Source organism: Methanoculleus sp. SDB (genome assembly GCA_001412355.1).
Lineage (GTDB): Archaea > Halobacteriota > Methanomicrobia > Methanomicrobiales > Methanomicrobiaceae > LKUD01.
The window spans coordinates 22,391-43,492 of sequence record LKUD01000089.1 but is presented as its reverse complement, the minus strand read 5'-3'; the positions used below and the strand labels follow the sequence as shown (position 1 = coordinate 43,492).

At 57.2% G+C, this 21,102-nt stretch carries 26 protein-coding genes and 1 tRNA gene; 22 read left to right on the top strand and 5 right to left on the bottom strand.

Translation table 11 applies throughout. From position 1 onward, the window contains the following. Positions 1 to 18 precede the first annotated feature (18 nt). A complete protein-coding gene (locus APR53_05615; GenBank protein ID KQC03407.1) occupies positions 19 to 453 on the bottom strand; it encodes an S-adenosylmethionine decarboxylase in 435 nt (144 codons plus the stop codon). Positions 454 to 908: 455 nt separating this feature from the next. Here APR53_05615 and APR53_05610 point away from each other — a divergent pair, with 455 nt between their 5' ends. Beyond that, complete coding sequence (locus APR53_05610) at positions 909 to 2,564, top strand: hypothetical protein (protein KQC03406.1); 1,656 nt, start codon at positions 909 to 911, stop codon at positions 2,562 to 2,564. On the opposite strand, the gene APR53_05605 is transcribed toward APR53_05610, so the two are convergent. Next, positions 2,553 to 3,569 carry a hypothetical protein gene (locus tag APR53_05605; protein KQC03405.1) on the bottom strand — a complete coding sequence of 339 codons (1,017 nt, stop codon included), beginning with the start codon at positions 3,567 to 3,569 and terminating at the stop codon, positions 2,553 to 2,555. The two genes, APR53_05610 and APR53_05605, sit on opposite strands and share 12 nt — an antisense overlap. A 109-nt stretch (positions 3,570 to 3,678) precedes the next feature. Then, complete coding sequence (locus APR53_05600; GenBank protein ID KQC03421.1) at positions 3,679 to 5,175, bottom strand: hypothetical protein; 1,497 nt, start codon at positions 5,173 to 5,175, stop codon at positions 3,679 to 3,681. A 325-nt stretch (positions 5,176 to 5,500) separates the two neighbouring features. On the opposite strand from APR53_05600, the gene APR53_05595 reads away from it, so the two are divergent. Together APR53_05595 and APR53_05590 are read left to right on the top strand one after the other, a co-directional pair. Continuing rightward, the gene (locus APR53_05595) at positions 5,501 to 7,393 is read left to right on the top strand and encodes a carbon monoxide dehydrogenase (GenBank protein KQC03420.1); all 1,893 of its coding nucleotides are present in this window, start codon (positions 5,501 to 5,503) and stop codon (positions 7,391 to 7,393) included. Positions 7,394 to 7,395: 2 nt separating this feature from the next. Next, the gene (locus APR53_05590; protein KQC03404.1) at positions 7,396 to 8,289 is read left to right on the top strand and encodes a carbon monoxide dehydrogenase; all 894 of its coding nucleotides are present in this window, start codon (positions 7,396 to 7,398) and stop codon (positions 8,287 to 8,289) included. 52 nt (positions 8,290 to 8,341) lie between these two features. Here APR53_05590 and APR53_05585 read toward each other — a convergent pair. Together APR53_05585 and APR53_05580 are read right to left on the bottom strand one after the other, a co-directional pair. Continuing rightward, positions 8,342 to 8,426 (bottom strand) — tRNA-Leu (locus APR53_05585). A gap of 84 nt (positions 8,427 to 8,510) precedes the next feature. Then, positions 8,511 to 9,560: a hypothetical protein gene (locus tag APR53_05580; GenBank protein ID KQC03403.1), complete on the bottom strand. Its 1,050-nt coding sequence runs from the start codon at positions 9,558 to 9,560 to the stop codon at positions 8,511 to 8,513. A gap of 482 nt (positions 9,561 to 10,042) precedes the next feature. Between APR53_05580 and APR53_05575 the strand changes: the two genes are divergently transcribed. Genes APR53_05575 through APR53_05485 form a run of 19 tightly spaced genes read left to right on the top strand, consistent with a single transcriptional unit; the run spans position 10,043 to position 21,096 of the window. Continuing rightward, positions 10,043 to 10,528 (top strand): hypothetical protein, encoded by a 486-nt coding sequence (locus APR53_05575; protein ID KQC03402.1) that lies wholly within the window; start codon positions 10,043 to 10,045, stop codon positions 10,526 to 10,528. Continuing rightward, complete coding sequence (locus tag APR53_05570) at positions 10,528 to 10,782, top strand: hypothetical protein (GenBank protein ID KQC03401.1); 255 nt, start codon at positions 10,528 to 10,530, stop codon at positions 10,780 to 10,782. Before APR53_05575 ends, APR53_05570 begins: the two co-directional genes overlap by 1 nt. Next, a complete protein-coding gene (locus APR53_05565) occupies positions 10,775 to 11,005 on the top strand; it encodes a hypothetical protein (GenBank protein KQC03400.1) in 231 nt (76 codons plus the stop codon). Before APR53_05570 ends, APR53_05565 begins: the two co-directional genes overlap by 8 nt. Next, on the top strand, positions 11,002 to 11,238 hold the full coding sequence (locus APR53_05560) for a NiFe hydrogenase (GenBank protein KQC03399.1): 237 nt from the start codon (positions 11,002 to 11,004) through the stop codon (positions 11,236 to 11,238). Before APR53_05565 ends, APR53_05560 begins: the two co-directional genes overlap by 4 nt. After that, positions 11,235 to 11,705 carry a NiFe hydrogenase gene (locus APR53_05555; protein KQC03398.1) on the top strand — a complete coding sequence of 157 codons (471 nt, stop codon included), beginning with the start codon at positions 11,235 to 11,237 and terminating at the stop codon, positions 11,703 to 11,705. The genes APR53_05560 and APR53_05555 overlap by 4 nt, the downstream gene beginning before the upstream one ends. Next, a complete protein-coding gene (locus tag APR53_05550) occupies positions 11,705 to 12,304 on the top strand; it encodes a hypothetical protein (protein ID KQC03397.1) in 600 nt (199 codons plus the stop codon). The genes APR53_05555 and APR53_05550 overlap by 1 nt, the downstream gene beginning before the upstream one ends. Beyond that, positions 12,297 to 12,965 carry a hypothetical protein gene (locus APR53_05545; protein KQC03396.1) on the top strand — a complete coding sequence of 223 codons (669 nt, stop codon included), beginning with the start codon at positions 12,297 to 12,299 and terminating at the stop codon, positions 12,963 to 12,965. The genes APR53_05550 and APR53_05545 overlap by 8 nt, the downstream gene beginning before the upstream one ends. Positions 12,966 to 12,967: 2 nt before the next feature. Then, complete coding sequence (locus tag APR53_05540; protein ID KQC03395.1) at positions 12,968 to 13,174, top strand: hypothetical protein; 207 nt, start codon at positions 12,968 to 12,970, stop codon at positions 13,172 to 13,174. Position 13,175: 1 nt separating this feature from the next. Beyond that, positions 13,176 to 14,018: an NADH-ubiquinone oxidoreductase gene (locus APR53_05535; protein KQC03394.1), complete on the top strand. Its 843-nt coding sequence runs from the start codon at positions 13,176 to 13,178 to the stop codon at positions 14,016 to 14,018. Further along, positions 14,015 to 14,263: a hypothetical protein gene (locus APR53_05530; GenBank protein KQC03393.1), complete on the top strand. Its 249-nt coding sequence runs from the start codon at positions 14,015 to 14,017 to the stop codon at positions 14,261 to 14,263. Before APR53_05535 ends, APR53_05530 begins: the two co-directional genes overlap by 4 nt. After that, positions 14,263 to 14,652: a hypothetical protein gene (locus tag APR53_05525; protein KQC03392.1), complete on the top strand. Its 390-nt coding sequence runs from the start codon at positions 14,263 to 14,265 to the stop codon at positions 14,650 to 14,652. Before APR53_05530 ends, APR53_05525 begins: the two co-directional genes overlap by 1 nt. Further along, positions 14,649 to 15,104 (top strand): hypothetical protein, encoded by a 456-nt coding sequence (locus APR53_05520; GenBank protein ID KQC03391.1) that lies wholly within the window; start codon positions 14,649 to 14,651, stop codon positions 15,102 to 15,104. The genes APR53_05525 and APR53_05520 overlap by 4 nt, the downstream gene beginning before the upstream one ends. Beyond that, the gene (locus tag APR53_05515) at positions 15,101 to 16,186 is read left to right on the top strand and encodes a hypothetical protein (protein KQC03390.1); all 1,086 of its coding nucleotides are present in this window, start codon (positions 15,101 to 15,103) and stop codon (positions 16,184 to 16,186) included. Before APR53_05520 ends, APR53_05515 begins: the two co-directional genes overlap by 4 nt. 2 nt (positions 16,187 to 16,188) lie before the next feature. Next, the gene (locus tag APR53_05510) at positions 16,189 to 16,818 is read left to right on the top strand and encodes a 4Fe-4S ferredoxin (protein KQC03389.1); all 630 of its coding nucleotides are present in this window, start codon (positions 16,189 to 16,191) and stop codon (positions 16,816 to 16,818) included. Beyond that, positions 16,815 to 17,207 carry a molybdopterin dinucleotide-binding protein gene (locus APR53_05505; GenBank protein KQC03388.1) on the top strand — a complete coding sequence of 131 codons (393 nt, stop codon included), beginning with the start codon at positions 16,815 to 16,817 and terminating at the stop codon, positions 17,205 to 17,207. Before APR53_05510 ends, APR53_05505 begins: the two co-directional genes overlap by 4 nt. Continuing rightward, the gene (locus APR53_05500) at positions 17,194 to 18,480 is read left to right on the top strand and encodes a formylmethanofuran dehydrogenase subunit B (protein KQC03387.1); all 1,287 of its coding nucleotides are present in this window, start codon (positions 17,194 to 17,196) and stop codon (positions 18,478 to 18,480) included. Before APR53_05505 ends, APR53_05500 begins: the two co-directional genes overlap by 14 nt. Continuing rightward, entirely contained in the window at positions 18,480 to 20,180 is a 1,701-nt protein-coding gene (locus tag APR53_05495) for a formylmethanofuran dehydrogenase subunit A (protein KQC03386.1), read from the top strand. The genes APR53_05500 and APR53_05495 overlap by 1 nt, the downstream gene beginning before the upstream one ends. Further along, positions 20,177 to 20,947 carry a formylmethanofuran dehydrogenase subunit C gene (locus APR53_05490; GenBank protein ID KQC03385.1) on the top strand — a complete coding sequence of 257 codons (771 nt, stop codon included), beginning with the start codon at positions 20,177 to 20,179 and terminating at the stop codon, positions 20,945 to 20,947. Before APR53_05495 ends, APR53_05490 begins: the two co-directional genes overlap by 4 nt. Continuing rightward, positions 20,947 to 21,096, top strand: a complete 150-nt coding sequence (locus tag APR53_05485) for a DNA helicase PriA (protein ID KQC03419.1) — start codon at positions 20,947 to 20,949, stop codon at positions 21,094 to 21,096. The genes APR53_05490 and APR53_05485 overlap by 1 nt, the downstream gene beginning before the upstream one ends. Positions 21,097 to 21,102: the final 6 nt, after the last annotated feature.

Here is a 21,102-nt window from a genome sequence, read left to right as displayed (position 1 = left end):
AAGAAGATTTCCGGCTTTTTATTCCCGGAGTGAAACATGGGTGGTCATCGATTCCGCCTCAAAGTACTGACGGCAGAACTCTGCCATGACTCCCGGGGCATATTCCTTGCAGCTGAATATGTCAAGATATGCTGCATTGGTCTCGTTCGCGAAATGTCCCGATACGAGGGACGTTTCGATCAGCTGAGTCATCGAGTACCCGGCGACACGCTCGTTCGGCCCGAAGTGAATGATCTGCGGTTCGCCGAAGCGCTTCATGTCGATAAGATCACAGAGTTCAACGATGAACCTCCGGATCTTTTCCGGATTCCTGATGGTCTCGGGATTACAGTTCTTCAGGTCGACGCTGGTGTAGAGACCCCACGCGTCCGATTCCTTGAATCGTGCAATGATGTCGTCATCTGTTACGGGCAAGGGTATACCTTCCAGCTTGTGTGAGGGAAGATCTATCATTGAAAATACAAGGAATAATTGAGGATTTAAAGTTTTGCATGGTGATACACCCTTTAATTACGAAAAAGAAGGTAAATTTTAAGCCAATTTTAATTTTAATGACATTTCAGGAATTTTTTTAGAGAAACAGGGCAGATCATTAAGTTTTAGAAAAAGACGCCCAATACAGCCGAATTGACTGCCAATTTGAAATAAAACCGAAAAAACAAGCCTAAAATGGTTTTGCGCGGTAAAAAATTGCCCCTTTTTAATATCAAGTGGATATTCCAGCCAGATCATCAAACGGCACGGAATAACCGTATTAAAAAAGCGCACCAGAGCGGCCTGTTCGGCTGAGCAGGGGCACGTGATTTCACCCCCGCCGCATCAGGAGGGGGCGGGGAGAGGGATTCTAATACTACCAGTTGCAAGTATTTACCAAAACGCCGGTATCCGGGTGTGGAGGGGTGAAAGGGATGATTCCATGGCAGACAGCATTTTCACTGGTACCGGGGATTATTCTGTTCCTGTATGGAATCGAGCATTTCAGCGAAGAAATCCTTGCCGTCGCCAAAGGCAAATTCAACAGAGTGCTTGCAACCCTCACCGCGACACCCCTGAAAGCAGCCGGGCTCGGAGCGCTCGTCACCGCGATCATCCAGTCCAGCGCCGCGACGACCGTGATTACCATGGGACTCGTGAACGGAGGCGTCATCTCCTTTGTCCAGAGCCTCGGAATCATCATTGGCTCCAATGTCGGCACGACAATAACCGCCCAGCTCGTTGCGTTCAGGCTGACATCAATCGGACCTGTCTTCATCCTGCTCGGGTTCATCATCGGACTCGTCGGAAAACAGTACAAATTCCTCGGAAAACCGACATTCTATTTTGGACTCGTGTTTTTCAGCCTGTCCCTTCTCTCGGGCGCACTCGCACCCTTCCAGAACGATCCCGAGATAATCGGATTGCTCTCCCGGTTCTCATCGGTTCCCCTTGCTCTTCTGGCCGGATATCTCTTCACGGTTCTCGTCCAGTCGAGTTCGGTGACGTCAGGCATCGTCGTCGTACTGGCGCAGGGAGGGTTTATAACCCTCCCCCATGCCATTCTGCTGATATTCGGGGCCAATATCGGATCGACCGCCACACCGATACTCGCCTCAACGACGATGGGCCTGTACGCCCGCCGCTCCGCCGTCGCCCACCTCCTTTTCAATTTCGGCGGGGTGCTTCTCATCATGCCGTTCTTCTCCCAGTTCCAGTCACTGGTACTGCTCGTCGGCGGTACCGATGCACAGCATGTGGCAAATGCGCATCTTTTCTTCAACCTCATCACCGCCATCCTGTTTCTGCTCTTTGTCCGGCAGTTTGAGCATGTCGTCGAACGGGTGGTGCCCGGAAAGGAGCGTGAAGTCCTTTTAAAAACCAAATATCTGACCGGAGACCTCCCCGAAGACAATACCGAGAGCTTCGACCTGATCGAGAAGGAGATCCAGCGCTTCTTCGATATAACACGGGAACTCTTCAGCGATTCGGTGCGCCTCCTTGATCGCGACTCACGGGACGTCCGGCAAAAGATTGCAAAATTAAAGGCACTCTCCGTATATCTCGACGACGAGATCGAACGTGCCCTGCAAAAGATGTCCCGGCGGCACCTCACCGAGCGGGATGCAAAGAAGACCGTGATTTTTATCAGGATGTCAAACCTGATCGTCCGTCTCGGCGACTGGGCATACGACTTTGCAGAGACATCCGGGCGGATAACCCCCGGTGATTCCTCGGTGCTGCCTGATCTCAAAGAGGATGTGAGGAAGACCTACCGCATTTTCGACAGGAATATGGAGGTCCTGCGTGTGCCGTTTCCGGGAATGCTGCCGGAAACCCGGGAGGACATCAAGCAGAATGATATCCTGCTCCGGGAAAACCTCAATGCAAATTACTTACGACAGCTCGGAATTATCACCCGGGAGGACGAGGTTGCCGACAGCATCGTCATCGAACTCCTCTCCATCATCGAAAACGCAAACGGCCTGGTACACGTCATGCGGAAACTTGCCGAGATGTATGCGGCCCTGCATCTCGACGGGCACGCCCGGGACAGCGTCGCGATTGAAAACGGGGCTTCAGGCGCCTGATTCGCACTCCCCGGTCTCCGCCATGAGAATTTCATAGGCCGAGACGCCGAGAGCCGTGAAGAGGGGGCCGAGAACGAACCCGATTATCCCGAGGAGCGCGAGCCCCCCGAAAACCCCTATCATCATGAGCACCGGGTTGATGGCCGTTCTCCGGCCCATGAGGCGGGGGCGGACGAAGAAATCCGCGGAGAGCGAGATCACCGGATATGCGACGATGACGAGGAACAGGACCGCATTCGTATCCCCGATGGAGAGTGCATACAGTGCGAGGAGGCCGAGGAGGATCTGGGGGCCGAATACGGGGATGAGCTGCAGCAGTGCCGCGAGAAGCGAGAAGAGGATGATGTTGCCGTACCCGAGCAGGTAAAAGACGGGCAGGGAAACGAGGAAGGTATAGACGGAGACTTCAAATGAGACGATATAGACGGAATAAAGGGTATCGCCGGTAATATGCGTCAGTTTTCTGACCGCAGCGTATGTCCTCTCCGGCAGCTTCCGAAGGATGCGGCCGAGCAGGTACTCCCCCTTCAGGATAAAGAGGTAGAAACTGCAGAAGAAGATGATTACCTGCACAAGGAGAAACGGCAGGGCGAGAGCGAGGCCGGAGAGATATTCCGCGACAAAGGTGACGAGGGAGGTCAGGGCACGTGCGATTTCATCCGCAAAGCGCGACACGAAGGGGCTGTCCTGCAGAAGATCCCGGATCGCGAAGATGAAGCCGGTGATAATGCTCAGGAGCATCTCCGCATTTTCGTACAGGAGGAAGAGCACGGCGGATGCCATCACGACAAGCAGCAGAAACATCCCCGTTGTCGTTATCGCGGCGGAGGCACTCTCACGCATGTGACGGGACAGGCGGTGGTGAAAGGGGAGGCAGACGACGGCGACCGAAAGGCTCAGGATAAGGACACTCATCAGGGGCCAGAGAATGATGGTGATGGCCAGAAAAATCAGGCCGAGGATAGCGGGTGTCAGCAGATCATGGCGGGTCGGATCCGTTCGCATGAACAGGAATATCGGGCACAGTATGATAAATATGGCGACTTGTTTTCCGAAGAACAGAAAAAACGGTATTCCGGGTTGATTAATACAGGACAGATAAACCCGGCTGCACTCAGTACCCGATGCGCGTTCGTTTGCCGATGATGCACGGACCGCCCCGGCATCCCCCGATCGGGTGCTTCGGACGGCCGAGAGAACACATGCACCGGGCCATGAGGGATGCTCCCCGCGCCAGCCCGTCTTCCACAAAAATGATATTGGCGGAGGGATTGTCAAAGAGATTGCGTTCCCTGATGCCATGGAAGATGTATTCGGGTTTCCTGCCCGACAACGCAGCCCGTCCCGAGAAACCGATGGCAGTGTGCGCTGTGACCAGCCGCTCGTCGACGGCCGTGTCAATAATTCCGAGCGCTATCCGGGTGCAGACGCGGTCAACAACCTCGGCAAGCCGTGCGGGCCCATGGCTTTCGAAAATCTCGGCGCCAATCATTCTGATTTTTTCACGGTCGCTGAAATCGGTGCCGCAGTCGCATCCAATCACCACGATGCCCTGTTCGGCGGCGGTTTTCGAATCCACCGGAACCCCGCCGAATGTGGTTCTGGACTCAGGTACGACTCCGATAGTGAGAAGGCTCATGATACGGTCTGTATATTCCCTGACCGACGCCTTTTCCCCTCCCGTAAGCACCGGCGGCGTGTGCGCATCGCCAAAGAGATCGCGGGCGGTCCCTTTTTCGTTGTCCACGGCCGGTGATCCGCGGGCGAGCGCATCTGCCACTGCACCGCCGAGTCCGCAGATGCTTCCGATCGTCCGTGCAAACGGTGTGTCCGCATCAGGCGGCACCTCCTCCGTGATACATCCGTCCACCGTGGTTCCGAAATCAAGCGCCATGCAGGGATTGCGGAAATCAATTTCGGTTGCGAGTGCCCCGTCCTTGATGCCCGCCATCGCGAGAACACCCTCCATTTCGTTGGCGACGATCCGGTCCTCGGCCGTGAGTGCCGAGGGCGGGATAACGCCTGCAACGGTTTCCCTCAGCGTCACCTTGTCCATGAGACTGAACGCCTGCAGTTTTTTAGGGAGGTATTGCTTTGAAAGCGGTGGTGTCAGTTTTTTCGGAGACGCACCGGCCCGGATGCAGCCGTCGGCAATCGCACCGATAAAGCCCGCAACCTGCTGCGGCGTATGCCACGCGGCATTCATCCCGGTACTTCGGACGATATAGTCAAGATCCTCGTTGATACGCAGTCCCGCCTCCTCATGGCACTGTTTCAGGACGGCACTGGCGAGTTCGGCGACGCTTTCACGGGAGACGGGATGGCCGACCAGAGATGTGGCGATGACCTCCTCACCCTCCTTCGGGAGACGGGCATCGCGTGTGTTGAAGACCGTCTTGTTGATGATATATGTGGTGCCGGTTTCGAGGTCTGTGCCGGTGAGCACGCACTTCGTCGTCGTATTGCCCATTTCCACCGATGCCACGATAAAATACGGCTTGATACGGTATTCCGGAATTGAAAGGCCTGCACCCTGGGAGATAACGGGTACCGGTGTGCTCTCGACGATGCACGGGTGCTGGTGCGTCAGCGACTCGAGGATATGCGACATATACTCCCGTACAGGTATGAAATAATATTTTTTTCGAATTTTTTTTACCCGGCAAAATCCGGTTTCTCCGGATGGTGCGGAGACGCCGTTATTGCATTCGGGGCGGATGGCCGCCACCGGCCGCTTGAACGGGAGGAAAACGCAGGATTTCCCGGCTACCGGACACACGGTTCTTCCACCTGCGATCGCCAGATCCTTTATTACCGTAAATCGTTATCTAATGCTTATTACAGGATGTTTTCACGGGGGATTGTGGTACATGACAAAGAAGGACGGGGACTATGTGCGCGGCAGGGTTTCCTGCACGATACTCGAACGATCAAAGATGTCGCTCTTAAATCCGGCCCTGATCGCGGAAAAGGTCGAGGAACGGACGATCGATGAGATTGCCAAACCGATACTCAGGACCACCCTTGAGACGGGGATCGAGACCGTTTGGGACCGGTTCGAGATGCAGCAGCCTCCCTGCTCTTACTGCGCCGGCGGGGTTTCCTGCAGCCGCTGTGCCATGGGACCGTGCCGGATTATCCCGGATCATCACCGCCTGCGGGGTGTCTGCGGAGCGGACGCCGACCTCATTGTGGCACGGAACCTGCTTGACACGCTCGCAACCGGGGCTGCCTCCCATTCGGACCATGGCCGCGAGATTGTGGAGACGATGTACAAAACGTCCGAAGGGACGGCGCAGGGGTATACGATAACAGATCCCGAAAAACTAAGACGTATTGCCCTTGAACTCGGAGTACTCGTGGGAGACCGCGGGGATCTGGAGATAGCGCACGATGTCTCCCTTGCCCTTCTCGAGGAATTCGGAACGATCAAGAACTCCATCCGGTTCTCAGAGAGGGCTCCGCAAAAGACGCGGGAGATATGGGAAAGTGCGGGAATCACACCCCGGAGTGTGGATCGCGAAGTTGTGGAGGCGATGCACCGGATTCATATGGGTGTCGGCGCGGACTACGTGAATGTGCTTCTGCACGGTCTGAGAACCGCCCTGAGTGACGGGTGGGGCGGATCCCTTATGGCAACCGAAGTCTCGGACATTCTCTTCGGAACACCGGAGATCAACACCTCGTCGATCAACCTGGGTGTCCTGAAGGAAGACCATGTCAATATCGCGCTCCACGGCCATAACCCGGTCCTCTCGGAGATGATCGTGCGTGCGGCAGAGGACGCGGACCTGCTCGCACTGGCGACGAAAAATGGCGCGAAGGGGATCAACCTTGTGGGACTCTGCTGCACGGGCAACGAACTGCTGATGCGCAAGGGCATTCCCCAGGCAGGCAATCACTTCAACCAGGAGCTTGTCATCGCCACCGGGGCGCTTGATTTGATGATCGTCGACTACCAGTGCATCTTCCCCTCCCTGCCGCGAACGGCAAGCTGCTACCATACGCATATCGTCTCTACGAGCCCGAAATCCAAAGTGCCGGGGTCGCTGCACTACCCGTTCCATCCCGAATCCGCCATGGATACGGCACGGGCGATCATCCGCCTCGCTGTCGAGAATTATCCGAACCGGCTCGCCGAGCGAGTGCATATCCCCGGCGAACCCATGAAGGCCGTCACGGGTTTTTCCGTCGAGGCAATACAGAAAGCACTGGGCGGCACATTCGCACCGCTAATCGAGGCGATAGCAGACGAAAAAATACTTGGCGCGGTTGGGGTTGTCGGATGCAACAATCCCAAGGTAAAGCATGACTTCGGGCACGTAACCCTCACAAAAGAGCTCATCAAGCGTGACATTCTCGTCGTGGAGACGGGATGCGCTGCAATTGCATCGGGGAAGGCCGGACTCCTCCTGCCCGGGGCAGCGGATCTCGCGGGTCCCGGCCTCGCGTCGGTCTGCAGGGCGCTGGGTATCCCGCCGGTGCTCCATATGGGGTCCTGTGTCGACTGCTCCCGTATTCTCGTGCTTGCGGCAGCGCTCGCCAACGAACTTAACGTCGGGATCGATCAGCTGCCGCTGGGCGGCGCCGCTCCCGAATGGTATTCGCAGAAGGCAGTTTCGATCGGGTCGTATTTTGTCGCATCCGGGGTGTATACGGTACTCGGCGTCATGCCGAAGATAACGGGAAGTGAAAACGTGACCGGCCTGTTGACAAACGGCCTCACCGGCGTGGTGAATGCTTCGTTTGCCGTCCAACCGGACCCGCTGCTGGCAGCAGACCTGCTCGAATCGCATATCAGGCGCAAGCGGCAGGACCTGGGGATCTGATAATGCAGTCCCCGGCCGAACGAAGAAAAAAAATCCTGTCGGCCGCTGATGCCTTCCGGGAGCGGCAGGTCGAAGACGCCGGCGGACTGCGGATTGTCATCACCGGAAAGGGCGGTGTCGGCAAAACGACGCTCACCGCTCTTCTCGCACATATGCATGCCCGCGACGGCCGGCACGTCCTTGCCGTCGATGAAGATCCCCAGCAGAATCTTGCATATTCCCTCGGATATCCACGGGACCAGGCGAAAAAGCTGGTCCCCCTTGCTGAGAACGTAGCATATATCGAGGAGAAGACGGGGGCACGTCCCGGGGTTGGATGGGGGCAGATGCTCACCCTCAATCCGAATGTCTCCGATGTCGTGGATCGTTTCGGCGTCCCAATCACCGACCGGGTCTCCGTGCTTGTCATGGGCAGCGTGATACAGGCTGCGACGGGCTGTCTTTGCCCGGAAAACGCCCTCCTCGAAAGTGTCATCCGCTCTGTCAGGCTTCGTCGCGGGGAGGTAATCCTGCTCGATACGCAGGCAGGGGTCGAACATTTCGGCCGGGCACTTGCAGAAGGATTCGGACAGACGATCGTGGTGGCCGAACCCGGATTTAATGCGATGCAGGTTGCTCTTCACGCCGCATTTCTCGCACGCCAGCTCGGCATTCCCGTCATTCACCTCGTCGTCAATAAGGTGCGGTCCGGAGCCGACCGGAAGAAAGTCGGGGAGATGCTGGCCGACGACAGTCCGTTCTCGTCGGTGATCTACCTGCCGTTTGCCGAACAGGTGCTCGAAACCGAACCCGACGTAACCCGCCTGCTCGCCGGGAGTTCGCCGTTCATGGACGGTGTCCGCGAGCTGTATGCCCGTATACGGCAGTGCGGGCTCCCGACAGATCAGAACAGATAAAAACCGGATGACCGAATTCCGGACGGCGTAGCGCCGTCGCATCACGGAAAAATGCGAGGGGAGCGATTCGAACGCTCGAACTCCTGCGAGAATGGACCCTAAATCCATCGCCTTTGACCTGGCTCGGCAACCCTCGCGCTGAAATACGGGTATACAGTCTGGTGTCCGTATGTATTAAGCGCACGCATTGCACGGCGGAGGGACGAACAGGCTCCCTCCGCTCAGGAATTCCCGGCGGTCTCCCCTTCCCCGTCCCCGCTCCGTGCCTGCTTCAGCTCATCGATGAGAATTCCGTACCCTGAGACGACCAGTGCGATAAACAGCGGACCGAGAACGAATCCTACGATGCCCATGACGGCAAGCCCGCCGAAGAATCCGATCCACATGAGGACCGGGGATATCGAGGCGCGTTTTCCCATCATCATCGGACGGAGATAGATATCGGGGAAGGCACAGACAACCGGGTAGCCGATAAACGCAACATACGCCGCACTCTGGTAATCGCCCATGGAGACCGAATAGATTGCGATAAACAGCATGAGGAAGGAGGGGCCGATGATCGGGATAAGCTGAAAGATCGCCGCCATCAGCGAATAAAAGATCACGTGCCCGAATCCCAGGAAATAAAAGAACGGAATGGCGAGAATGAAGGTCAGCACCGATGTCGCGATATGGACCACGTATATTGCATAGAGCGTATTGACGACGATCTCCGTCATCCGCAAGATAGAATCCCTGATACGGTCAGGAAGATGATCCATGACCTGGCTCCGGATATCGTCTCCCTTGAGAATTGCGATATACAGGGTCAGGAAGAAGATGATCAGCTGGATGATCAGAAATGGAATCCCCCTGATGATGCCGGAGAGGTAATCGCTGAAATTTCCGATCTGGTCCCTGAGCCATTCGGCCATCTGCTCCCTCGGGATATCAACGGGGATTTCTATGAAATCGATCTGAAACGACCTGACCGATGTAATGATGCTTCCTACGATATGTGACAGATAATCACTGTTCTGGTAGATGATCGTGAACATATAGGCGAGTGAGCCGAAAAGAAACACCCCGATAAGGATCGTTGATAATGCCGCGGAGAGGGAAGAAGGAAGCCGTGTGCAGAGCAGGCGATGAAAGGGCAGCATGACAACCGCTATCGACATGGCGAGGATTATGACGCTTAAAAGCGGCCAGAATGCCAGTATGGTCGCGACAATGATGGACCCGATCAGGACAATCGTCAGCACATCGATCCGGGTCAGCTCAACGGACATGGGTAACCTGTACCACATTCGCCGGATTCGTCATAAAACCTCGGTCAGCGCGCCTGTTGATATCCGGCGGGCTGAAGCACCGCCCGGTTCGGCCGGACCGCCACGCTCCGCGCGACATTAAATTACATTTACTTATAAGATTTTTTAGTACTATTTCGTGTACATTCCCCCGTCCCCCGGAGAAGAGGTGCGGCAGGGCTCGACGGATCCGGGGATCGGGGCCTCCCATCCCGAACCGGAAGGACCGGACAGTCGCTCCCGAAATTCATCGCCACTCGGAGAGGAATGAATAATTATGTCGCTATTCGTAAATTCACGTCCATTAATTCGTTTTATTTATACAGGATGCCCGGAAAGTTCCGCAGGCCCGTCTGAAACAGTCCGGAAAAGCATGGAAATAGTGACAAAACGGATAAGAATGTCGTAATGAAAACCTTTATGCAATAGATTCACCCGTAGTTCATTTACCTTGGAGACGCGCAATGCTTATTGAGATAGCACGCATTTTTGCCGCCGCTGCCATCGCCGGAATCCTTTTCGTGACGGTGGATCTCATATTCAGGTTGCCGGAGAAGGGGGGAGTGAGCGGGGCGACGAGCATCGGCACCGCGATCGAGAAAGGGGGCGGTGCGCTGCATGGCGGTTATATGATGGGCAATATCGTCTGTTCACCCGATGCATCCGCGGGAACGCTCCTTGCCGCGTGCGGCGTCTCAATTGCCGGAATTCCCGGAGGCCTCGCGGCTGCCGTGCTTGTATTCATCGGCAACCGTATATGCCACGATCCGGGCTATGCGGGTACGAGCGGTGCTGTTCTTGCGACATGTGTGGTTTATGGCGCATCGTTTGCGGGATTTGCGCCGCAGGACTTTATTGCCGGCATGGTGCTTGCCATTCTCTCGGTACAGGGAATATCCCATGCCCGTTCAAGCGCCTTCCTTGACAGGTTGTGGGGGTGGCGGACCTGATGGAAGGGCAGCTGCCGCTTGCCGTGTGCGCCATCGTGGGATTATTCGCCGCGGCCCGGATCCTACTGGAGCCGGACACGCTCCGGAAACTCCCGTACCTCAATGTGGTCGGTTTTGCCGTGGCGGGCTCCATTGCCCTTCTCATTCCGCATCCCCTTGCCATCCTTGCCGCTTCGGCATACTTTGTCGGATCAACCCTTGAATCCAATGCGATCGCCAGCACAATTGCAGGAGGGAAGAAACCGGGTGATTGACATCTTCGCCGCAATTTTCGGTGCTATCGCACTCATCGGCGCAGCAGGAGCAGCTATTGAGCGGGATCCCTTTGCGAAGATGATCGCCGTCGGTGTTATTGCGGGCGGTGTCGTCCCCTTCATTGCCGATCGTGGCTATCTCGATGTTGCAACCGCTGTCGCACTTATCGTGCCGGTAACCACGATTTTCATCCTGCTTGTCTGCAGGAGGGAGGAGCCATGAACGCGGAGTTCATCCTCGGCATCGCCTTGCTTGCGATTGGAGTCCTCGCCGTTGCGTTCCCCCGGGACCGGACATACCTGACCCGGCTCATCAACCTGGAAATACCTGCATTCGGTCTCCTGCTCATCATGCTCTCCTTTGACGAGATGCTTGCACTCCTCACGTTTATTGCGGTCACCGGAATATCCACCTTCGTGCTCGTGAGAATCATTGAACGGAGGGGGCCCGCATGAAACCCGAAGGGCAGGGATCGATCATCAGCCGGATTTCCCGGGCATTATCAAATTACGAGTACCTTGCGGGCGTCTATGCACTGCTCGTCATCATCATCACCATCATCGGTATTGTAAGCCTTCCCTTTCTGGCGTACGAAGATCTTCAGGTCTACCCGAAGCACATCGACCGCTCAAGCCCGCTGGACCCCTACGACAGGGGGGGAACGCCGTTCAATACGACCGCCGTGCACGCCCAGTACCCGGACAACTCCCCGTATCTCGGCTATGTAACAGCATATTTAACTCCGCTCTCGCAGTTTATGGCCGACGGTTCTCTCCACCTCGGGACGACCATCGTCTCGCACCCGGGCGGTATCATCGACGAGATCCTCTATAATACGCGGGGCCTCGATACTGTCGTCGAAACCAGCATCCTTTTTGTAGCGTTTACCATCGCTGCATACCTCTTCCGGAGGAGGGAGTGATGGATACCGTCTATACTGCCGGCCTCGGCATCGCCTTCCTGAGCGTGATTGTGGCATTCTATGCCATACTCCGCGAAAAGGACGATTTGCACCGTATCCTGCTCACCGATCTCGCCGAGATTCTTGCCCTCGTGCTCATCGCGCTTGTCGCAACCGACCTCGCCGAAGCACTGATACTGCCGGGGCTCGTCGTCGGCATTTCCGAACTCATGGCCATATCCGAAGTTTACCTGGTAAAAGAGTCTCTTTCCCGTCCGCGGTATGCCCCGCTCTCCATCGAAATCATGGACAGCGCACCCGCCATCCTTTCGCTCGCCCTTGTTCTCTACGGAATCGTACTCTCGGGATTTTCGGGCGGTGCTCTGGCGGCCGTCGGTGCAATCTTCTACTTCATGTGCAGGGGGCATGACGAAAGATTTGCCGTTGTCGAGGCGGTCAGCGGCTATGCATGGGCGCTCTGGATTTTCGCGTTCTTCATCTTCATGGTCCTGCCGGAGTACTGGCTGTTCGGTGTTATGACCGCCGGCGGTGCAATACTCCTCAAGGTATGCGGAAAGATGTCGCTCATCGGCACGATGCGGGGTGGCCACGATGAATAGCCTTGCCGTTCCCGCCATCGGGGGTGCGGAACTCCATGTCATAGAATTCGGCGACATCGTCAATTACTTCAGCCCGTACACGGCGATGCTGTTTGCATTTGCCGTGCTCTTCACGGCAATCGCAATCGTGAGCAGGCCGGAGCGACAGGTCGATATCGTCTTCGGCGGGGACGCGTATTACACCAAGGACATCTGGCCGGAACAGCTGAAATTCCAGCGGTTTATGGCGATTGCGTGCGGCCTCGCGACGCTGGGGGCGGTAGTTTCCGGGGATGTCTTTAATTTCACGCTCTTCACCTCTATGGTGGGCATTACAAACATCGGAATCGTTGCGGCCTATACAAACCGCCACGTGCTCAATGCAGCGTTCCAGTACGGGATCGTGGCGATGATTGCCACCGTCCCCCTCTTCGGGGGGGCGGCAATCATCCTCGCGACGACGGGAACCCTGAGCATGTGGGAGCTCTTCGGCAGTGCGATTGCCGTCCCCCTCATTGCAAAGGCATTTCTCGTGCTTGGCGTAATGGGAGAGGGAATGGCCCCCTTTTACGTTGCAAAGGCGGAGATTACCCGCGCACCCGGAGCGCCGTACGTGCTGATCATCCATGTCAGCTCGCTGCTCCTGTTCCTGCGCGTGGTGGAGATTGTGCTATCGATGTGATAATGATGAAAAAAGGAAATGCTGCCATGGGAATGGGTGTCACCGGTGCTCTCTGTCTCTTAGCAGGAGCCGGTGCAGTCCTGGGCACACTCCCCCTCTGGAGTGCAGGTCTGCTGATCGTGGTTGCATTCCCGTTCTTTGTCGTCCTTCTCGGACTGTGGTGGAACGCGTCGGAAGGCGAGGGAGACATTCCGTTTATCGGGTATTGACATGATCGACTTTCTGCTGTTTGCTGTATTTGCCGGCCTGCTTCTTCACGGCATCCACCGAAAGGCAATCGCCCGGATACAGGGGCGTCCCGGTCCGCCGGTATGGCAGGAGATCCTTCATACCCTGAAATTTTCCTTCAAGGAGACGTGGATCCCGGCAACCGCGAGCGAAGTGCTCTTCGTGGCGGTCGTTCTCGTCGCCCTCGGCATCTGGAGCGCAGCCCTGTTCATCCTGCTCCTCGAGGGGAGCATCCTGATGCTCTTCGGCATCTACATGCTCCATAAGATCGTCGAGCACGGGCTCGGCCTCTCGTCGGGATCGCCGTACGGGAAATTCGGTGCGATCCGCTCCGTCATCTCGGCGGCATCGGAAATCCCGCTCTTCGCAACGATAGGCGCCATCTACCTTGTCACCGGATCACTCCGGCTCTCCGACATCATCGCCTATCAGGCTGCAAACGGTCCCCTCCTCCTGATCATGCCCCCCGTTGCGGCAGCGATGTACCTCATCATCCTTTCAAAGATGCACTATAGCCCTTTCGCCATCATTGAAGCAAAGGAGATCGTGAGCGGCAACAGGACGGAGCATTTCGGCGTCTGGCGGGCCGGGCTCGATGTCGCCTTTTCGCTCAAGACCTTCGTGCTGCTGTATGCCTTCGTGCTCATCTTCGTCGGGGGAATTCCCTTTGCGGCGGTGCTTGTTCTCATGCTGCTCCTGCTGCTGTCGCTCTCGTTTGTCTGCGCACTCTGCCCGATGCTCTCTCCCTACGACACCGTCACGATGCAGACCCTTGCCGCCGGCCTTGTCGCCGTGTACATCCTCGCAGTGGGAGTGATCGCATGAACCTGATATACAGAATCCTCTGGGCGGGAGCCGCTTTCTATGCCGGTGTCGCCCTTCTTCAGGCGACTCTGGGAACCGGACTCTGGCTGCAGGCGGGTGCCGTCGCCGTCCTGATAGCGGTGGTTTCCCTCCTCATGCTCGTACGAGACGAGCGCCTGCTCAAAACGACGGAAATGAGGGTGCTGTGGGTGTGCGTCCTTGGTTTCCTGCTGTATGCAGCCGGGCGTGCAGGAGGTGTCATCTGATGCGGGACTTTTTGTATGAAAAGGATCTCCGGATGATGCGGTTCAATATACTTACGAGTGCCCGCCACAACGCAGTGGCGGGAGCGATTGCGACGCATTACGGGCTGAAGAAGCATGAGGTCATCAGGATTATGATGGAGCGGATGGACATGATCCTGCTTGAAAACCTGCCCGCACGCTATGATGCATGGAGTGCAGCTGGCGACGCCGGCGACGAGACGGAGAGAAAACTGGGCTGTGAGCTGATTTCCCGGTATGTTCCCCTCGCGGAACGGCAGGCCGTGGATCGCATCTGCAGTGACGTTAAGGAACGTATCAAAAAGGGCACCCCGAAAGACGAGGCACTATCAGAAGGACTCCGGAACATCAGGGAGATACTACGCACATGAGTACGATACAGTCGATGAAAAACGCCGTGCGGTCACGATCGATCCACGTCAGCTACGTCAACGTGGGGTCCTGCAACGGATGCGACATTGAAATCCTTGCCGTGCTCGCCCCCCGGTATGACATTGAACAGTACGGCATCTATGTCCACAACAACCCGCGAGAGGCGGACATCCTCCTCGTCACCGGTGCGTTTACACCGCAATGGGAGGATAAACTCGAGTCTATCTGGAATAAGATACCGGAACCGAAGGCCGCCATCGCCATCGGCAACTGCCCGATCTCGGGATGCGTCTTCAACCGCCGGGGATCCTTCGTCGATCCCCCTGTTGCAAAGCACATCCCGATCGCCGCCGAAGTACCGGGATGCCCGCCGCGTCCGACCGAGATTCTGAATGCCGTGCTCTCGCTCGCACCGGTTGTTTTCAAAGATTTCGAGGAGAGAAAGGCATGAAAAAAGTGGTTGACGTCTCGCTTCCGGTGGGTCCCCTGCACCCCTGCTTCAAGGAGCCTGCCCGCATTAAATGCGAAACACGCGGAGAATTCGTACTCTCCGCCGAAGTGGAGCTCGGGTATGTCAAGAAGGGCATCGAGCGCATCATGCGTGGCCGCCCGTGGCAGGAAGTGATGTTTCTTGCGGAACGGATCTGCGGCATCTGCTCGGTGATCCATAATATGACGTACATCGAAACCGTCGAGCAGATCAGCGGCATTGCCGTGCCGGAGAGGGCGGCACTCCTCCGGGTGATTGTCAACGAACTTGACCGCATCCAGAGCCACATCCTCGCCAACTTCTCCTACTGCTACACCATCGAACACGAGACGCTCGCGATGTATCTCCTCAACCTCAGGGAAACCGCAATGGATATGCTCGAACTGATCACGGGAGCGCGGGTTACCTGCGCCTACATGATTCCGGGAGGCGTGCGCTTTGATCTCCGCCCGGAAGACGGGCCAACACTGGAACAGGCAATCACCCATATCGAGACGGAGGTCACCCGGTTTACTGCGATGTTTGAAAACGGCCCCCTCATCGGACTCCGGAGCAGAGGAATCGGCATCCTCACACGGGAAGCAGCGCTCGAGGCCCATGCCGTCGGTCCGACGGCACGGGCAAGCGGAATCGCGGAGGACATGCGCCTTCGCCACCCCACGTACCGGAAACTCGGATTTGAGCCCGTTTTATACACCGAGGGGGATAATTACGCACGCATCATGGTCAGGTTCGATGAGATCCGGCAGAGTATCGGGCTGATCCGGCGATGCCTCGGGATGCTTCCCGAGGGCCCGATCCGGGGCGGCGGGACGGTCGTTGCCGGGGAGGGGACCTACGCCGGAGAAGCGCCCCGCGGCGAACTGACCTACTTTGTAAAAACAGATGAATACGGAAGAATTGTTGATATTTCCGTCCAGACGCCGTCGATCATGAACATCGAAGCGTGCGCACACTACATGCTCACCGGTGTCACATCGGCCGCTGATGTCACCTCAACGTTCATCAGTGCCGACCCCTGTGTCGCCTGTACCGAGAGATAGCCATGACCACATCGATCATCTGGTACATCCGGGAGTTTCTCAGGGCGGAATGGCTCCGCAGGTTTTTCTTCGTAAAAACCGCTCCGCTTGTCACTCCGTCCCATTTCAGGGGATATCCCGAACTGACCGGTAAGGAGTGCACCCACTGCCTGCTCTGCATGATGATCTGTCCGACCGAAGGCGCCATCGAGGTCCTGAAAAAGGGCGAAGGCTGGGAACCGCAGGTCTTTCCGGGCCATTGCATCAGGTGCGGCCTGTGCGTGGAGGTCTGCCCCGAGGATGTCCTCGCAAGCGGACGGATCCTCGATTCCAAGCACCGGGAGGAGACATATTACCTGCCCTATTACCGGATCTCCATCGATCCAGCCCGCTGCATGCGGTGCGGGAACTGCTCGGTCGCATGCCCGGTCAACAAAGAGGCGGACCCCCAGCTCGCGGCAACCGGCACGGCGATCTCCGACGAGGTGATCATGCGCATCAGGGAGGGCGAGATGCGGGTGCTGCACGAGGAGAAGTGCACGGGCTGCAAGACCTGCGAAGCGACATGCCCGAACCAGGCGATCCGTGTCGCCCGGATTATCGAAGCGGTTCAGCTGGAAGGAGGAGCCGGGACAGAGGAGGGCGTCCGATGAGGTTTGTCATGAACACCGGGAGGACGATCACGCAGGGCAGGCACATCGAGAGCAAGGGAGGCAGGACGTACTCCGAGGAGACGGGAACCTGTTTCATGCACCCCTTCGATATGATGGAGCTCGGAATTGACGACCGTGATCGCGTTCTGGTGACGAGCGGATGGGGGACCGTCGTCCTCACCGTGCGCGAGTCGGAGGATCTGTACGAAGGAGAGGTTTTTATCCCGTACGGCCCGTTTGCAAACCACATCACGCCTCCGGGCACTCATTCGTGCGGGATGCCCGACTACAAGTACGTTGACGTGGAGATCGAACCGACCGACCGGCCGCAAAAGACCGCATGGGAACTGATGGAAGAGATGGGAGGCCTGCGCTATGAAAATCGATGATGTTGTCTGTCCGTTCTGCGGCTGCCTCTGCGACGACCTGACGGTGACGGTTGAGAATAACAGGATCATCGCCGTCGACAACGGGTGCACCCTCGGGAATGCGAAATTCATGGGAAAAGACCGGCTTCACACTCCCATCCGGCGGACCCCGGACGGATGGAAATCCATCGCCTACGACGAGGCAATCGACTATACCGTCGACATGCTGCTGTCTGCCGACCGGCCGCTCCTGTTCGGCTGGAGCGGGACGCACGGCGAGGCCCAGTGCATCGGCGTCCATATGACGGAACTGGTGGGGGGCATTATCGACAGCACCACATCCGTCTGCCACGGCCCCTCCATTCTTGCCATTCAGGAAGTCGGCCACCCCGGGTGTACGCTCGGGCAGGTGAAGAACCGTGCCGATCTCGTCATATACTGGGGATCCAACCCGATTGAAGCGCACCCGAGGCATATGAGCAGGTACACCACCTATGCGGACGGTTATTTCCTGGATAATGCGTTCCGGAACCGCACGGTCATCGTCGTCGACGTGCGCGAGACGGAAACGGCACGGGTGGCCGATGAGTTCATCAGGATCAAACCCGGCGGTGATTACGCTGTACTCAGCGCGCTTCGGGCAATCGTTCGCGGAAAAGGTGCAATTATCCCCCCGACGGTCGCCGGTGTGAAGCGGGCGCAGCTGGAGCGGGTCGCCGCACTCTGCAAGGAGGCATCGTTCGGGGCGGTCTTCTTCGGGCTCGGGCTCACCATGACGCGGGGAAAATACAAAAACATTAGGAACGCGATTGAACTGGTCGACGAACTCAATCGCCACACAAAATTCACCATTACGCCGATGAGAGGGCACTGGAATGTCTACGGGTCAAACGAAGTTTTTACCTGGATGACCGGCTATCCGTATGCGGTCGATTTCTGCCGGGGTGTTGCCTTCTACAATCCGGGGGAGACCTCGGCGATTGATGTCCTCGCACAAAAGGAGTGCGATGCCTGCCTCGTCATCGGCAGCGACCCGGCGGCGCATTTCCCGCGGCGGTGCGTGGAGCACCTTGCGGAGATCCCGACGGTGGTCATCGATCCGTGCCCCTGCATGACCACGTCGGTCTGTGACGTGCAGATACCGTCCGCAATGACCGGGATTGACGCCGTGGGGACAGCCTATCGGATGGACGGCGTCCCCATTCATGTCAAGAAAGTGCTTGAACCGACCATCCCCAGTGATACGGAGATCCTGGCGAAAATCTTCGACCGCATGAAGGAGGTAAAACTCTGATGACCGAACTCCTGATAAAAAACGCCTGTGTCATCGATCCGATCTCCGGGATAAACGGCGAGGTCATGGACATCGCGATACGCGACGGAAGGATTGTCGAGTCGGTCGGATCTTCGGCCGATGTGATTGATGCGGCGGGAATGCTGACCATGCCGGGAGGCATTGACTCGCATACCCATGTCTGCGGCACGAAGGTGAATTTCGGGCGGTACATGAGCCCCGAGGATATGCGTGCCGGCAGGACGCAACGCTGCGGGGCCATGCACTCCACCTCCGGGTACAGCGTGCCAACGACGTACGGCACAAGTTACCGGTACAGCGCGATGGGGTACACCACCCTTCTTGAAGGTGCGATGGCCCCGCTTGAGGCGCGCCACACACACGAAGAGTTCAACTACACGCCGCTTCAGGACATGATGGCGAACGTCCTCTTCGACGGGAACTGGGCAATCATGGATGCGGTGCGCGAGGGGGACGTTAAGAAAGCCGCGGCCATTCTTGCCTGGTTCATCTCCGCATCAAAGGGATTTGCCGTCAAGCTTACGAATCCCGGCGGAACGGAGGCATGGGGGTGGGGAAAGAACCTCACCTGCATCAGGGATCTCGTGCCGCATTTCGAGGTCACTCCCGCCGACATCATTACCACGCTGATCGAGGCGAACGAAATGCTCAACCTGCCGCATTCCGTCCACCTGCACTGCAATAACCTCGGGACACCGGGAAATTATGCATGTACACTCGATACGTTCGATCTGGTCCGCGATCTGAATCCGGATCGCCAGTCGCTCTACGCGACCCATGTGCAGTTCCATTCCTACGGCGGTTCGACATGGAGGGATTTCTGCTCGAAAGCGGAGGAGGTGGCCGGAGCCGTGAACGCGAAGCCGCAGATTGTCATGGACATGGGGCAGGTGATGTTCGGGAAAACCACGACCATGACAGCCGACGGGCCGATGGAGTTCAACCTCTACCGCCTGCACCACAACAAGTGGAGCAACCATGACGTGGAACTTGAAACCGGTTCCGGAATCATTCCCGTCTACTACAGCAGGAAAAACCTTGTCAACTCGATCATGTGGGCGATCGGGCTCGAACTCGCCCTCCTCGTCCGCGACCCCTACCAGTGCATTCTCGCCACTGACAACCCGAACGGTGCCCCGTTCGTGAAATACCCGGAGGTTATCGCCCTCCTGATGAGCAGCAGGTACCGCGACGCCGAATGTGCGACCGTGCACCCCGACCTGGAGCACCGGGTGCCGCTTCCTGCGATAGACCGCGAACTCGACTGGCATGAGATTGCCGTAATGACCCGCGCTGCGCAGGCACGGGCGCTCGGGATCGCAGGGATGGGGAAGGGCCATCTGGGAGAAGGTGCCGAGGCGGATGTGGCGATCTATCCGGTCAGCATCGATATGGTGGACCCGGCCGCAGACTACGAAACGATCATCCGTGCCTTTTCCCGGACAGAATACACCATCAAGCGGGGACGCGTTGTATGCCGGCGGGGCGAGTGCCTCGTCGGGGGCGCGAACACGACGTACTGGGTCAGATCCCGGATATCCGACGAGAATGATATCATGCAAAACGAGGAGTTCGTACGGAATTTCGACAGGTACTATACCGTCCGTATGAGCAATTACCCGGTGCAGGACTCGTATATTCCCCGGAACCGCTGCATCGAAACGGAGGCGGAGATATGAGGGTCACGCTGGTCGTCAATGACCGGAAAAAACCGTTCCTCCCGATCGAGGCGGAGGCAATCGTTCCGAAACATTTCCTCAACCCCGACGAACAGCTTTCCGTCTGGAAGGGGAACAAGGAACTGCCCCTTGAAGAGGTCTTTACAAAAACCGTCGAGGGCACCGCCGAATCAGCGGACGAGATCGAGATCGTGATCCGCGGCGACAGCTCCCGAATTAAACGGGTGGGAGAGTACATGGATGCAGGAAAGATCCTGATCGAGGGCGATATCGGGAAGCACTGCGGAAATTTCATGAACGGCGGCATGATAGAAATCCGCGGTAATGCGGACGCGTGGCTCGGACGCGAGATGCGGGGAGGCAGCATCGTCTGCCACGGGAACGCAGGCGATTACTGCGGATCCGGGTACCGGGGAGAGAAGAGGGGCATGCGGGGCGGCTCTCTTGAGGTTTTCGGCAATGCCGGAAATTTAGCGGCCGAGACACTGTCGGGCGGAACCGTGATCATCCATGGCGATGCCGGAGACATGGCCGGATCGGATATGCACGACGGCGTACTTGTGATCCATGGCTCCACCTCATGTATTGTTCCGAATATGACCGGCGGAACCTGTACTGTTCACGGCACCGTCACGGATATGATGCCGACGTTTCGGAAAGAGGGGAGCGAAATGATTGACGGAACTGTGTACACACGGTTTACCGGTGATATTGCAAATCGCGGAAAAGGAACCCTTTTTATAAGGCACTATCAATATATGGAATGATGGTCCGGCATATCTGTGGCTATGAGGCGGAGATTTTCTGTAAAAAATGCGGACGCCCGATGACCTCCACGGAGCGGGGCGGTCTCTGGTGTCCCCACTGCGGGAGAAAAATCACGATAGTCTGTCCGGGATGCGGAAAGCGCTGGTAATTCCCT

Excerpts from the sequence above, each read along its gene's own strand:
- APR53_05615 (KQC03407.1), bottom strand. The coding sequence starts at position 453 with ATGATAGATCTTCCCTCACACAAGCTGGAAGGTATACCCTTGCCCGTA.
- APR53_05610 (KQC03406.1), top strand. The coding sequence starts at position 909 with ATGATTCCATGGCAGACAGCATTTTCACTGGTACCGGGGATTATTCTG.
- APR53_05605 (KQC03405.1), bottom strand. The coding sequence starts at position 3,569 with ATGCGAACGGATCCGACCCGCCATGATCTGCTGACACCCGCTATCCTC.
- APR53_05600 (KQC03421.1), bottom strand. The coding sequence starts at position 5,175 with ATGTCGCATATCCTCGAGTCGCTGACGCACCAGCACCCGTGCATCGTC.
- APR53_05595 (KQC03420.1), top strand. The coding sequence starts at position 5,501 with ATGTCGCTCTTAAATCCGGCCCTGATCGCGGAAAAGGTCGAGGAACGG.
- APR53_05590 (KQC03404.1), top strand. The coding sequence starts at position 7,396 with ATGCAGTCCCCGGCCGAACGAAGAAAAAAAATCCTGTCGGCCGCTGAT.
- APR53_05580 (KQC03403.1), bottom strand. The coding sequence starts at position 9,560 with ATGTCCGTTGAGCTGACCCGGATCGATGTGCTGACGATTGTCCTGATC.
- APR53_05575 (KQC03402.1), top strand. The coding sequence starts at position 10,043 with ATGCTTATTGAGATAGCACGCATTTTTGCCGCCGCTGCCATCGCCGGA.
- APR53_05570 (KQC03401.1), top strand. The coding sequence starts at position 10,528 with ATGGAAGGGCAGCTGCCGCTTGCCGTGTGCGCCATCGTGGGATTATTC.
- APR53_05560 (KQC03399.1), top strand. The coding sequence starts at position 11,002 with ATGAACGCGGAGTTCATCCTCGGCATCGCCTTGCTTGCGATTGGAGTC.
- APR53_05555 (KQC03398.1), top strand. The coding sequence starts at position 11,235 with ATGAAACCCGAAGGGCAGGGATCGATCATCAGCCGGATTTCCCGGGCA.
- APR53_05550 (KQC03397.1), top strand. The coding sequence starts at position 11,705 with ATGGATACCGTCTATACTGCCGGCCTCGGCATCGCCTTCCTGAGCGTG.
- APR53_05545 (KQC03396.1), top strand. The coding sequence starts at position 12,297 with ATGAATAGCCTTGCCGTTCCCGCCATCGGGGGTGCGGAACTCCATGTC.
- APR53_05540 (KQC03395.1), top strand. The coding sequence starts at position 12,968 with ATGATGAAAAAAGGAAATGCTGCCATGGGAATGGGTGTCACCGGTGCT.
- APR53_05535 (KQC03394.1), top strand. The coding sequence starts at position 13,176 with ATGATCGACTTTCTGCTGTTTGCTGTATTTGCCGGCCTGCTTCTTCAC.
- APR53_05530 (KQC03393.1), top strand. The coding sequence starts at position 14,015 with ATGAACCTGATATACAGAATCCTCTGGGCGGGAGCCGCTTTCTATGCC.
- APR53_05525 (KQC03392.1), top strand. The coding sequence starts at position 14,263 with ATGCGGGACTTTTTGTATGAAAAGGATCTCCGGATGATGCGGTTCAAT.
- APR53_05520 (KQC03391.1), top strand. The coding sequence starts at position 14,649 with ATGAGTACGATACAGTCGATGAAAAACGCCGTGCGGTCACGATCGATC.
- APR53_05515 (KQC03390.1), top strand. The coding sequence starts at position 15,101 with ATGAAAAAAGTGGTTGACGTCTCGCTTCCGGTGGGTCCCCTGCACCCC.
- APR53_05510 (KQC03389.1), top strand. The coding sequence starts at position 16,189 with ATGACCACATCGATCATCTGGTACATCCGGGAGTTTCTCAGGGCGGAA.
- APR53_05505 (KQC03388.1), top strand. The coding sequence starts at position 16,815 with ATGAGGTTTGTCATGAACACCGGGAGGACGATCACGCAGGGCAGGCAC.
- APR53_05500 (KQC03387.1), top strand. The coding sequence starts at position 17,194 with ATGAAAATCGATGATGTTGTCTGTCCGTTCTGCGGCTGCCTCTGCGAC.
- APR53_05495 (KQC03386.1), top strand. The coding sequence starts at position 18,480 with ATGACCGAACTCCTGATAAAAAACGCCTGTGTCATCGATCCGATCTCC.
- APR53_05490 (KQC03385.1), top strand. The coding sequence starts at position 20,177 with ATGAGGGTCACGCTGGTCGTCAATGACCGGAAAAAACCGTTCCTCCCG.
- APR53_05485 (KQC03419.1), top strand. The coding sequence starts at position 20,947 with ATGGTCCGGCATATCTGTGGCTATGAGGCGGAGATTTTCTGTAAAAAA.